The organism is Parendozoicomonas sp. Alg238-R29, from assembly GCF_947331445.1.
Classification (GTDB): Bacteria; Pseudomonadota; Gammaproteobacteria; order Pseudomonadales; family Endozoicomonadaceae; genus Sansalvadorimonas.
Map to the genome: position 1 here is coordinate 69,347 of NZ_CAMZOG010000007.1, position 13,296 is coordinate 82,642.

General features: G+C 47.6%; 8 protein-coding genes. 6 read left to right on the plus strand and 2 right to left on the minus strand.

Features of this window, described 5'->3' with window-relative positions; genetic code table 11:
• Positions 1-27 precede the first annotated feature (27 nt).
• Together QMA35_RS03215 and QMA35_RS03220 are read right to left on the minus strand one after the other, a co-directional pair.
• The gene (locus QMA35_RS03215; RefSeq protein WP_281645690.1) at positions 28-120 is read right to left on the minus strand and encodes a MetS family NSS transporter small subunit; all 93 of its coding nucleotides are present in this window, start codon (positions 118-120) and stop codon (positions 28-30) included.
• Positions 120-1,607, minus strand: coding sequence for a sodium-dependent transporter (locus tag QMA35_RS03220; protein ID WP_281645691.1), 1,488 nt, complete (start codon positions 1,605-1,607; stop codon positions 120-122). Before QMA35_RS03220 ends, QMA35_RS03215 begins: the two co-directional genes overlap by 1 nt.
• A 407-nt stretch (positions 1,608-2,014) precedes the next feature.
• Here QMA35_RS03220 and QMA35_RS03225 point away from each other — a divergent pair, with 407 nt between their 5' ends.
• The 6 genes from QMA35_RS03225 to QMA35_RS03250 all read left to right on the plus strand — a co-directional run bounded on the left by QMA35_RS03225 (position 2,015) and on the right by QMA35_RS03250 (position 13,290).
• A complete protein-coding gene (locus QMA35_RS03225; RefSeq protein WP_281645692.1) occupies positions 2,015-3,601 on the plus strand; it encodes a hypothetical protein in 1,587 nt (528 codons plus the stop codon).
• Between the two features lie 147 nt (positions 3,602-3,748).
• The gene (locus QMA35_RS03230) at positions 3,749-6,049 is read left to right on the plus strand and encodes a hypothetical protein (protein ID WP_281645693.1); all 2,301 of its coding nucleotides are present in this window, start codon (positions 3,749-3,751) and stop codon (positions 6,047-6,049) included.
• A gap of 252 nt (positions 6,050-6,301) precedes the next feature.
• Entirely contained in the window at positions 6,302-8,467 is a 2,166-nt protein-coding gene (locus QMA35_RS03235; RefSeq protein ID WP_281645694.1) for a marine proteobacterial sortase target protein, read from the plus strand.
• Positions 8,467-9,087 carry a class GN sortase gene (locus QMA35_RS03240; protein ID WP_281645695.1) on the plus strand — a complete coding sequence of 207 codons (621 nt, stop codon included), beginning with the start codon at positions 8,467-8,469 and terminating at the stop codon, positions 9,085-9,087. Before QMA35_RS03235 ends, QMA35_RS03240 begins: the two co-directional genes overlap by 1 nt.
• A gap of 126 nt (positions 9,088-9,213) precedes the next feature.
• Entirely contained in the window at positions 9,214-10,071 is an 858-nt protein-coding gene (focA, locus tag QMA35_RS03245; protein WP_281645696.1) for a formate transporter FocA, read from the plus strand.
• A 231-nt stretch (positions 10,072-10,302) separates the two neighbouring features.
• Positions 10,303-13,290 (plus strand): hypothetical protein, encoded by a 2,988-nt coding sequence (locus QMA35_RS03250; protein ID WP_281645697.1) that lies wholly within the window; start codon positions 10,303-10,305, stop codon positions 13,288-13,290.
• Positions 13,291-13,296: the final 6 nt, after the last annotated feature.

Consider the following 13,296-nt stretch of genomic DNA (forward strand, 5'->3'; position numbering starts at 1 on the left):
CCGGGCTTGATTTGTTCAACGATATTGTTAACGATTCATCGCCTTACTAATACAGTAAGACGCACCACCCCAGGTCACACCCAGACCCAATACCATCATAATAATTGCAGAAACAGTCATTACTGAGCCTCCATTGCCAAAGCAGAATCCGAAGAACGACGGGACAGCGCTACCGCAATAACAACCATCGCAGCCAATACTCCCCAACCACAAACCATAATGGCCATATCGCTGTAACCACCATAATTTTCAGTAGTTGCAGTTACCAGATTGGTTCCCACAATCGCAACCAGGAAGGCACTGCTCACAAAGCGAATACAAACATCCCACCAGCGCCCAATAGCAAAGTCAGAACGCTCATTAGTGTATTCACGGAAAGTAGCTGGTTTCAGAATCCAGCCAACAACCAGCAACTGAATCAAGCAGCTGCCCAGGATTGCAATATTGTTGATAAAGTAATCCACTACATCCAGCAGTAACAGACCACCATTGGTTGCAAACAACAGAGAAATAATTGCCCCTGCACTGCAAATAACTGTTGCTGTTTTTTTACGGCTCCAGCCAGTCTTATCCATAAAGGCAGAAGTAATCGCCTCCATAATGGAAATATGTGAGCTGACACCAGCTACAACCAGAGCACCGAAAAACAGAGGACCTAACAGCCATGGAGCCGGCAACAGGTTGATAGCTGTAGGGATAGTGATAAAGGCCAGACCAACGCCAGAGCTGACAACTTCATTCAGAGGCACACCCTGCTGAGCAGCCATGTAACCAAGAACCGCAAAGATCATCACACCAGCCAACATTGAGAAACCGCAGTTAATCAGCACCGTCATAAAGGCATTGTTGTTGATGTCAGATTTCTCTGGCAGGTAGCTGGAGTAGGCAATCATGATGGCAAAACCAACACTCAGGGTGAAGAAGATCTGGCCAAAGGCTGCGGACCAAACCTTGGGGTTAGTCAGCGCACTGAAATCAGGTTGGAACAACCAGTTCACACCATCAACCGCTCCTGGCAGCATCAACACCCGTAAAGTCAGGCCAACCACCATCAGGAACAGAATCGGTATCATGATTTTTCCGAATCGCTCAATACCGCCTTTTACACCAGTGACCAGTGCTGCATACGTAATACCCCAGGCCAGCATCAGAGGTAAAACAATATGCATCTGCAATGAACCTAAAGACAACGGCGAGTTATCTCCAAGCTTCAAATATTCAGAGAAGAAATAACTGTTGGCATCTTCTCCCCAACTCTGGGTAAAGGAAAAACCAAAATAAGAAATCGCCCAGCCAATAACTGCCACGTAATAAACAGCGATAACCGCAGCAATCAAAACCTGAAACCATCCCAGAATTTCAAGACGAGGCATCAATTTACCCAAAGTGCCAGGGGCAGCCTCGCGGTACTTATGACCCAGAGAAAAATCAAGAATCATGAAAGGAATACCTGCCGCCAGCATGGCGATCAGGTAAGGAACGAGAAAAGCACCACCACCATTCTCATAAGCCATATAGGGAAAACGCCAGATATTTCCCAAACCAATTGCGGAACCAACTGCCGCTAAAATAAAACCCGCACGTGAACCCCATTGTTCCCGTTTCATCGCAACTACTTCCTTATGCCTAAAGGCAACTACAAAGGCAAATAACTCATCCCGTCTGCAAAGGTGCAAGGTGCAAAGGTGCAAACGAGAAAACTTCAGGCCGCGATGTCGTGATAACGAGCGCTTACCTTCCAACAGGGGTGGCGTCAGAAGCCTAAGACGGCAGTTCTATCGGATAGATTGAACCAACATGGTGCATACTCCAAAAAAACATGAATAAAAACAATACCTAAAAGAACCTATTAGCATAAAAAATATGTTTTTTTTTCAACTCTTGCTCAGAGGTTATTCCTTCTTTTCCCGCCATTTCCAGAGCCTACTGCCTTTCACCCACGGCTAATCCAGTCATCCTCTTGACTCGCTCCCATTTCCTTCTGGTCGATAACCCAGAAGTAATGGGGGTGATTATGTCTGGTATCAAAAATTACATGCAAGGTCTGAGTTATCTGATCGTTATTTTGGCTACGGTTGAAATAACCACAGCAACAGCCATGGATAACCGTCAGGATGATCTGATGAGGGAGCTGGAGCGCCAGAATATGCAGATGCGCCAGCAACATCTGACTAACCAGTTCGACAAATTTGCAGGCTGGTTTTCCCCACAGGAAATAAACCAGATGGACACCAGCCAATCAGGTCTCTCTCTGGACAAGCTCCATTCCCGGCAAACTGTTGCTATCCATGATTTTTTATCTTCTGCTCTCAGCCCACTTGGATACTTGCGGCTCAGCAGCTTGATCAGATTGCAAAAAGTTCAGGAGGAAATGGAAGGTTCAGGCACATCAATGCCCAGCAGGCTCATGCTGCAACACGACGAAAACAACAGGATGCTGGTGATCCAAGGACCGACACTCTCTCTCGAAATGATGGGCATGGACGATAACTGGCAGGTTAACAGCCTGACCATGGCTCAATGGCCAAGCCAGATTCCACCGGCCCCACTGCCAGATCTAAGCTCTCCGGATATCCATTACCCTTATATACGCTGGCACGAATCCACAGGAGAGAACATTCTTGGGCAAACAGTGCCGCTGGTTATTCAGGTTTTGAACGCTCTACCTGATATGGCACGCAAAAATTCCTGCGCTGGAGAAGCCTCAACAGAAGCTCAGTGCACTATCACTGACACGCAAACACTCGATATGGAAACCATGGTTTCTGTCGTAAACATTAATGCTAAAGGGCGTTATCTGCTGCAGAGGCTGATGATGGTTTTGAAGAGTCATCTCAATGACCCTGTCAGTCAGAGCAAGAACCTGATGTTCTCCTGGGCGGGAGATCTACCCTCTACAAAAGAACAGAGCCCCCAGAGCTTGCTGCTCAACCTCAGCGATGAGATGGGTCTATGGCAGGTTTTGATTACCGGGAACAAACCTGCCAAAGGATTTAATGATTTGCCTGCAAACGGTATTTTCATCGCATTCAGCAACAATGGTGCAAATTCTCTTTCTCGTTGGCAAAACATAGGAGCACCAATGCCGATGTCCCAGCCAGCCAGCCAGTCGGCCAAAGGTATGATGCCTGCGCCAATGATGAAAGAAATGGTTCAGGGGCGACCAGAGCAACCGATGCAGGAACTCGCTCTTGCCGGTGGTATACAGGATATGATGGATGAGGGGCAGCCAACATGGTTGAAGAAGCCAGTCTTTCTTAATGGTATGGCGCTGTCTCTGGGTTATATGGGGAATGCTGTTACTACACGAGCACCTCTGGAGCCGGTGGTTGAAGTGAAAAGAGATGGGCGCCCCCACAGAAATATCCGGGTCACATTATCGATAACCTTGCCTGACTCAGAGGAGCCTTGGCTGAAAGAATTTCCACTCAATTTTGATAACCGTACTGAAGACTACCGCTCTTCTATCCGCCTGCCAGCTTCTATGTCTGGAAAAGAAATCACCCTCTCGTTCAGTGCCCACGAGCCCGGTACTCGCTATGAAGGAATTTATGAGTACAAAATACTGGTGAATGGGAAAAGAAACTCTCGCTCCTTATAAATTTGCACCAACGTACTTAATTAGGCATCTTGTAGCTTCTGAATGATTTTTCTGCACGCTGTTTCAGATGGTGGCACAACCAGCTGATTCGCATTCCAGCTCATCCCACCGCTTTGAATTAAAAAATAAAAACAAAAAGGAATTGCCATGTATCGTGCGACTCTCTGGGTCAGCACAGCCATTTTACTTGTTGGCTGCAAGCTGCCCGGTGACTTTCCTGAACAGGAAGCTCTCTGTTATTTCGATAGTCAGCGTGAACAATTGCGTACTGCATCTGCTGCCAGCACCCCTACACCCATTGTCCAAACAGTAGAAGTGAATGGTGTTATTTATAACCTGATGGCAGGGCAAACACCGTCACTGGCTCCAGGAGATACTGTGACACTGCGGGGCTCTGGGTTGGGAGCGGGGCCAGATATCGACTTCTCCAAACTTATGATTGGGAAAAGCCGGGTACTGGAAACAGATCTGAAGATGTATGAACAGAAACTGGCTATCAGTGACGAAGTGAATTACGAAACCGCAAAGGTTGTGGATAACTGGGACAAAGACATTCTCTCTTGGCAGGATCACGAAGTCAGCTTTACCGTTCCAGTTCATGTCGCGAATGGTGAAACAGAACTGACCCTGCAAATTCAAAAACGAGATGGCTACAACGAATCCTACATTCGCCCGGGTGAATCCCATAATGTTATAGATGCCATCACTCGCCGTATTATCGGCGACGATGTTGAACACAATTGCGATGTTGTATCGAAACTCTCGGAGACCCCCTACGGAACAAGCTTTACTGTTCAGGTCAATAACCCTGGTTTTGATGAACTGGTGCGTAAAGGACGTGAGGTCTTTTGGTCCTACGATTACAACCTTGGTCTGGCACATCAGTTTCGAGATTTGAGCTGGGATGCTATTTTCCAGTACCGCGCTATTGACCCAATCAAAGGTGGTACGGCTTACGATCTTGAAAACCTGTTCGGAGCTTACCCTACAAACTCAGGGGAAGTGCCAGAAGAAGCGATCAAGCCGGTTTACTTTGATCGTTACCCTATGCCAACGCCTATTCCCGGTTTACTCGGAACAGGTCCTCAGCAATTCGGCGGTGAAACCAGAAATACAGGATGGGCCGGTTATCGCTATGCAGAAGCCGTTGACCCATTTGATGGCCCCGGTTCCTGGGCTGGTTTCAACTGTGCATCCTGCCACGGCAACAGAATCACCTGGGAAACAGCCCCTGGGCAAACTGTCACGAAAGTGGTTCCCGGTTTACCTAACCCCAAATGGTCTATGAAATGGGCCGTGATGCAACATAAGGAAGGTTTAACCACTCACTCCTTCGAAGGTATCTACGCCGAAGAGAACGGCCCAGCGTGGATGCCTGGAGCAAAAAAGGTCGCCAAAGACTTACTCACATACCACATGCCTCAGGGCGCTGGCGAACATAATCTGATCCGTCTTGTTGGTGAAGGCTCAGAGACAGACAATGATTATCAGTTTTCACCTATCGCCATACCTAATGTCAGCTATTACACCGGAATTAGACGTTCACTGTCTCACACTGAAAGCTATGTAGGCTTCGAAGGTTCCTACATTCATTCAGAAGAACCAGACGGCGCTATGGGGTCCATGTATGCTCCTGAGCTGAAAGCATTGACAGCTTATATGACCACACTGGATCAGTATGACGATGATCTGCGTAATGTTGGCCTCTACCGCTGGTTAAACCATAAAGGCTTAATGCCTGAAGGGGCGCCAGCGTCAGAAGGTGGTTTTGTGCAAACTGGCTGGCAAAATATACCACCAGTTAGCGCCGCAGTGACCCGTGGAAAGCAGACTTACGACAAAGCCTGTGGAAGCTGTCATAACGACAAGGTTGGCCTGCATACCAACGAACAGATGTTGCCACTGGCGGAAGTTGGCCGATTTTTCGCCCCAACGATTTATCAGAAAAATCAGCAATCTATTCGCGTAACCTTCCTCAGAGATATTTACTGGACACAACAACGCGGCCTGCTTTCCGATGGGCATGTTCGAAACATTGAAGATCTGGTGAATCCTCAGAGATGCCAAGAAGGTTCCCCTCTATACAATCGTTATTACACACTGCATCCCGCCATTAACGATGCGAAAAAAACCTTTCCAGATGAAATTGATCCTTATCCCTCGATTAACCGGAAGGGGGATGTTTTCCGTATTCCTGTACCTGTCATAGAGAAAAAGGATGATATAAACCAGCAACGCAAACGTTTCATTAAACGTCACCGCTATTTTGTACGCCCTGACTTCGATGATCAGAACTTCTACTGGGACTTCCAAAAGATGCGTAGAGAGTGGGGGCAGGATGAAATGGGCGCACCAGCACCCGTAGGGCTGCCTGCAACACCACACCCTTGGTGTGCAGAAAGCACAGAGGAGATCGATGACCTGGTGACCTACTTGCTGACACTGTAAACAACAACGAGAAGAGGCCTTCCTGCTGGAGCCTCTTTTTACGTTATATCCAAGGGTGTTCACAGTTAAACATACGACTCAGTGGAACTAAAAACCACCAGTCATCAGGAATAGACTATCCCCCTCTACATAGTCGTCTGCATAATTCGCCACAATTGATTCCCCATTGATCACTTTTCATCCCAAAGAGTGCCAGAAAAATTCGGTTCAATAGCTCCAGATTATTTATCCGGGGAAGGAACCGAAACCGACATGCCATCCACAACTCTCAAAGCACAACAAACCGATTCACTGTCATTCTTCGCAATAACACTGGCTCTTCTGTTGGGACTTCAGGTCATCAACCTCGAGGCCGACGCCAATACCGAGCAATACACAACAATAGCTGAAGTTGAAGCTGGCCAACTGCTTTACAAAACCGGCGATTATGGCCAGTACCAACAAGCTGTTCTGAAGGAGAGTAAAGCCGACATTGCCATCAGCGGTATGGTTGCTCAGGTAAAGCTCACCCAAACATTCACCAATACGACCAATAGCTGGCAGGAGGGAGTTTATGTATTCCCTCTACCGGATGATGCTGCGGTTTACCAAATGCGCCTGACTATTGGTGAGAGAGTTGTCGAAGGTCAGATCAAAGAAAAACAGCAGGCCAAGAAAATCTATCAACAAGCTGTTAACAGTGGCAAACGAGCGGCACTGGTAGAGCAGGAGCGGCCAAATATGTTCACCACCAGTGTCGCAAACATTGCTCCCAAGGACACAATATCTGTCACCCTCAGCTATCAGCAAACAATTCAATATGACCATGAAAGGTTTAGTTTGCGCTTCCCAATGACCATTACTCCTCGCTACATCCCCGGTCAACCGATAGCACCAACAGCCGCCGAAGAAATCGTTATTGATGCGGGCTCTGGCTGGGGAGTTCCCACCCATCAGGTACCAGACGCTGATCGTATTACTCCAAGAGTTCTGCCTCCTAACTTTTCGCCAGAACATATACAAAACCCTATGCGCCTTAACGTCACGCTGGACGCTGGCATGACTTTGGCCAGTATTGCCAGCCCTTCTCATGCTTTACAAACCACACGAAACAACAGTGTTTACCAGATAGCACCATCCAACACTGTTGTGCCAATGGATAAAGATTTTATTTTAAGCTGGCGACCCGCACCGGAAGCCACACCTAAAGCCGCTTTATTTGCCGAGAAAACACTGACTCCCTCTAATCAACTTTTGGAAAATGAACAGCACGTGCTCTTAATGCTAATGCCTCCGCAGGGTTCTTTAAAAACGCAACGCGTAGCCAGAGAGATGATTTTTGTTATTGATACTTCAGGCTCCATGGGCGGCACTTCCATTCGTCAGGCAAAGCAAGCATTGGCAACCACAATCAATCGTCTTGCTCCCCAGGATCGGTTCAACATTGTCGAATTCAATTCCGACTTCCGTGTACTTTATCCACAACCTGTCGCGGCTGACCGTAAAAATATCCGCCAGGCTCTTTCATACATTCGCTCTCTGAAAGCGAGCGGCGGCACTGAGATGGCTCCAGCCCTGCAGGCGGCTCTCGCCGAACAAGACGAAACACCCAAAGGATATATCCGACAGGTTGTGTTTATGACCGATGGTTCCGTGGGCAACGAAGAAGCATTATTCCAGCAGATCCAGCGACAACTGGGCAACAGTCGCCTATTTACGGTGGGCATCGGCTCTGCACCCAATAGCTGGTTTATGCGAAAAGCTGCGGAAATCGGTCGAGGAACGCATACATGGATAGGCAGCACCAATGAAGTCGCAAAGAAAATGTCCGCTTTATTCCAGAAGCTGGAATCGCCTCTGGCAACGGATATCACTCTGCATTGGCCTGAAGGGTTGCAAGTAGACATGTTACCTGCGCGTGTTCCTGACCTTTATGCCGGTGAGCCCGTTATTGTCAGCGCTCGTATTCGAGGACAGGCTATAGAAAAAGAACTCACAATAACGGGAAGAAACGGGTCGCATAGATGGAACAAACAGTTATCACTACAAAATGCAGCCCAAAGCGAAGGTATCAGCAGGCTTTGGGCCAGGACTAAAATTGAAAATCTGGAAGATGGGAAAACCCGTGGTGAAGACTCGGAGCAAGTGCGTAACAAGGTTCTTCCCTTGGCGCTTAAAAACCAACTTGTTACCGCCTACACAAGCTTTGTTGCTATTGATCAAACACCAGCACGCACGACAGAGGCATTGCAAAAGAAAAACGTAATTCCTAACACCACTCCTGCAGGTCAATCACCTCAGTTGCAGGCGATGAAAAGCCATGCATGGCCACAAACGGCCAATGGCACGGGTTTCAATTTGATAGCAGGACTACTGGCTCTTCTGGCTGCATTAATACTCAGATACCACTCCCGTCGCAAGCGGGTTTTACAAGCCTGATGGATAGATTCAGCAACCCAATCACACACATAACAGCAAGAAAGCTGCTCTCAACTCTGCTTATCATTGCCATGTTGGCAACGGCCACATGGCAATTGGGGCGTGCAGGATATATTCACGTGAAGGCACAACTGGCTCAGTATCTTATTGCCGCTGCATGGGAGCAGTCCCTTGAACAACCAGAAACAATTTTTCCTCCCTGGCAATGGGCGGATACATGGCCTGTGGCCAGGATAATCGTTCCCCGGTTGGATATTGATCAGTATGTTCTCGCCAATGCCAGCGGGCAGGCTCTAGCCTTCGGGCCGGGTATGTTATCCCGTACTTCCACGACCGAAACCAAAATAGTAAGTGGCCACAGAGACACTCACTTTCGGTTCCTCAAAGATATTCAGCTGGATGATCAACTCCACCTGCAAGATACAAGTGGCGTGTGGCAAAGATTTCGGGTAAGCCATATCCAGATAATGGATACCACTCAACAGTCATTACGAGTGGGCAACACAGAAGGGCTGGTCTTGATTACCTGTTACCCATTCAGCGCACTACAAGCCGGTGGACCACTACGTTACACTGTAAGCCTTCGCAGAATTCAACCATTACTCACGGACTCAACTTAATAGTAGTTTTTTTACGTATTTTGTTGAAAGCCTATCCAGCTTATTGTTTGTGTATTAAATAAACAAATAGCAGTTGGCCGCTACCGTTAGCTTGACGAGACGGCTGTAATCTCCCCCAGATAAGACATGCCTATGACTTCAAACGCTTTAGATATCGGAGCACGCTCTCCTTATGCCATGGCCGAGTTGGGCGAACAGGTTGCCTTGAGCAAGGCAGGCAAAGCTCCTGCCAAAACCTTTGCTCTGGCAATTATGGCTGGCATTATGATTGCCCTTGCCGGCGTGTTCTACACCACAGTGTCGGCCGGTTCTTCTGCTCTCCCTTATGGTCTGGCCAAGTTTATTGGTGGTATTTCTTTCAGCATGGGCCTGATGGCTGTTGTTCTGTGCGGCGCCGACCTGTTTACCAGCAGCACCCTGATTACTATTCCTGTAGCAACCCGTAAAGTTCGCGTAGCAACCATGTTGAAAAACTGGGGCATTGTTTATGCTGGCAACCTGGTTGGCTCTCTGCTGATGGTCGCTATGATTGTTTACACTGACCAGTGGCATGGTGGTCACGGATCCATCGGCTCTTCCGCACTCTACATTGCCAATGCGAAAATGGGGCACTCCTTTGGTCAGGCACTGGTTCTGGGTATTCTCTGTAATCTGATGGTGTGTTTGGCAGTCTGGATGAGCTACAGTGCCCGCACGGCCAGTGGTAAGATGATGGCCATGGTTTTGCCTGTTGCCATGTTTATTGCTGCTGGTTTTGAACACTCTATCGCCAATATGTACCTGCTACCTGTTGGTCTGGCGATCAAAGCTATTGCCGCCCCTGAATTCTGGGGTGAAATTGGCAAAACCGCTTCCAGTTTCTCTAATATCACGTTTGATAACATGATCTGGAAAAACCTTGTGCCGGTCACTATTGGCAACATTATTGGTGGCGGTATTATGATTGGCCTGTTCAACTGGGGCGTATTCCTCAAGAAAGACTAACTCTTTCCCTGCCAGAGCAGGTTTCAACGCCTGCTCTAGCACCCTTCTTCTACCAAGCTGCCTCCCTCTCCCCATTATCTCTATATTGCACTGAAGCGACACATGCTGGCAGGGATAGCCAATGTTCCATTCAGTAGGAAGTTTACTGTAGCCAAAAAGCTGACACTTTCTCTGATTTTATCTATCTCCGTATACACTTTTTTTAAAGGGAGATTTATTAAGGGAATAATCATGTTCAGAGCCGCAGATCAGCAACCGACAACCTTTATCCACAATCTTAGTCAGCTAGAACTTGCCAATGGTTCCAAGGGGCGTATTAAGATAGGAGCAGACTCTAAAGGACGGGCTGTAGTCAAAGTTACTTCTAATTGGTCTCTTGTACTCTGGTTGAAAAATACTTGGGGCAACAGTAAGGCAAAACAGACGCTCCACGACCAGGCACTGACGACCCTTCGATCAACAGAAATATCTTCTATCCGAATAAAGGAACGTCTGGTAACTGATATTCGTTCTGGCGTCTTTCCTTTTATGAGCAAAAGTGAAAGAAGAACAATAAATCAAACATTTGGCAGTAAAGAAACAGTTGCAAAGGAGCAGGTGAACCAGCACCTGCTTTTAGAGCCAACCAAAGCTCTGGATACAGCCAGGCAAGAGCTCGAAAGACTGAAAGCCAAACTACCTTCTGTCAGCATCGCAGATACAACAGTCTTTATGCGCGCAACTCATAGCGGTGCTCTTCAAGACCCCGATTCTGCTGCAGAATTTGAAGCGTTCCACACTACTCTTGAACAGCACTTTGAAAGTACTTCGCAAAAACGCCTGTATGACCAGACTTCCCTCAACATAACTGCCGAACTGCTTGAAGACTTTGAAACACATGCTCCCCAAAAGTTTCAGGAAATACGAACAGGATTCGCAAAACGACCTGACAATTATCCAGCTGTAAAAACCTATGTTAATGATTTAGAGAGAAGAGCTGATCTACCTCATTCTGCAACAGGTGACAGACCAGACCACTTCACAGTTCAAGACCTCCATGCACTAGAGATGTTGGCTTCAGGTTCCCGAACAGGCGTTAAGGTGAAAGAGTCTTTGGAGCAATCCCTGCATTCACCTGCCACCGAAGCTGTATTTAATTCCGCACAAGAGAAATTACGTAATTTCGACACCCACCAATTGAAAGGCAGTATTGATCAGGCACAAAAGCTGTGGTTAAAGATGGCAAAGCCTAGATTACCACGGCTCGCAAAACGTGTTTTAAGGAACCGGAGAAACCGAATACTTGCACAGCTCAAACCTCAACTGGCTATTGCGGCAGAAGCGCGAGCTAAACTGCATACAATCAATTCCACTGTCGGCCGGAAGTGGGCTCCTGATGTACTGAGAAACCCAGCGCTTTGTGGTCCAGTTCTTAGCAAAACCTATCAACAGCTTGAAGAGGTTGAAAAACTTGCCGGGCAAGTTATGTACGATGCACAACTTCAATTCATGCACGACTCTCACAATAGTAAACCGAACCATCCTCAGGTTGTTATCGAAGGAGGAGGGCCAGTAGGTTTGATTTCGGCTATGCGCCAGTATGAGAAAGGTGCAAAGGTTGTTGTTCTTGAAAAACGGGATACTCTTTACAATCGCCCTCAGGTTGTTCGCCTGGATAACCAGTGGGGCAAGGATCTTCGTCATCATTTGGGCGAACAGTTCGATGAACTCGTTGCTCCCGAGTCTGGAAAAGCCAAAATCCAGCCAGATGGTTCTATCTATATAGTGACCAAAGCCCTTGAAGATGTCCTGCACACACGTCTATCTGAGCTGACTGCCTCTGACCCACACAAGCCACCTCATATCCAGAGACTGGCAGCCCACGCACTCACCAGTGTTGAGCCACCGAATCAACTTGGCGGAAAATACAGAGTCATAGCGCAATATGAAAGCAAGTATGATCCAGGGGCTGAAAAAAATCCCAAACAGCAAGTGCGGGAAGTGTTCGAAACCGACCTGTTGATTTGTGCCGGCGGTAAAGAAAGTCCAACCAGAAGCAAGTTCCTGAATCACTGCCCAGTCACTCAGCCCAAACAGTATGGTGTTGCATCATGGGAAAGCCCTAAAATACAAAACCAAGGGTTAGACACCTTCCCAGCCTTCCAGGATGTGCTGGCAACTGATACAGAATTTCAGAACAACTATCGCACTCAGCTTCATGAAACTCTGCATCCGTTCAACGGCCATGTAGGTATCGCTTTATCAAATGCTGCTCGAAAAGATCTCGTTCGCACACTGGGTTTAACTGAAGATGACCTTTCTCCCTTATTAAATACTGTTGAAGGCGATGACAGAACTCTTTTGATAGAGATTATCAACGACCTGAGAGATGGACGCATGAACAGTGATGCACTTACTCTGGATGACATGCTCCCATTAATAAATGACAACGTTTGCCAGCTGCGTACATTTGAGAACCGTAACCTGGTTTATCTTGGCATGGAGATTCCCGATCTTGCTCACCAATGGATGGAAACTGTTGGATCAAACCTTGACCCAGTAGAGAGAAAAGAAATCCAGAACACTGTACGACAGCTGTGGTTTCAGGCCTCGGCTGAAAAGCAAGGCGTTGCCCAAAAACTTGGCGTAAATCTCGGAATGATGAACAGCCAGTTTGCTACCACTTTCCCAGTCGCACAGGACAAACCTCTGGACCACTTCACTGTTATTGAAGGACAACACGGAGGCGCTTCACTGACTATTGCAGCTTCCGGGGATGCCGCCACAAGCCCACATTTCATGACTTATAGCGGCCTGACAAGCGGGCGGGAAACCATTGATGCACTCTGTTCATTCACAGATCAAGTTGCCAGTGGCACGAGTTCACGTGCAGACGTGGATCGCAAGTTGACGGAAGACTACGAGCAGACATCTGAATTTGTTCTCTACAAGGGAAGTAACTTCCTGACGGCAAGAGATCCAGGTGCTGTAAAAGAATCTCTAAAAGAAAATGCCAGAAAAGAGATGGCAGCGCTCGGGGCCACAACGAGTACCGGTTTTAGCGTGACTAAAGACCACGGCGACTCCTACCTGCTAAATAAAGGCACTGATACATTTTCCTTAGTCATCGACGAAAATGGCCGAATTCAAGCAGAAAAGTACAGTACCTTTACATCGGGTGCGGAGAAACTGGGAAAGTTTTCCACATTTAAGCACTTTGAACTGCAATGCCTTAGTTAAAGCTCT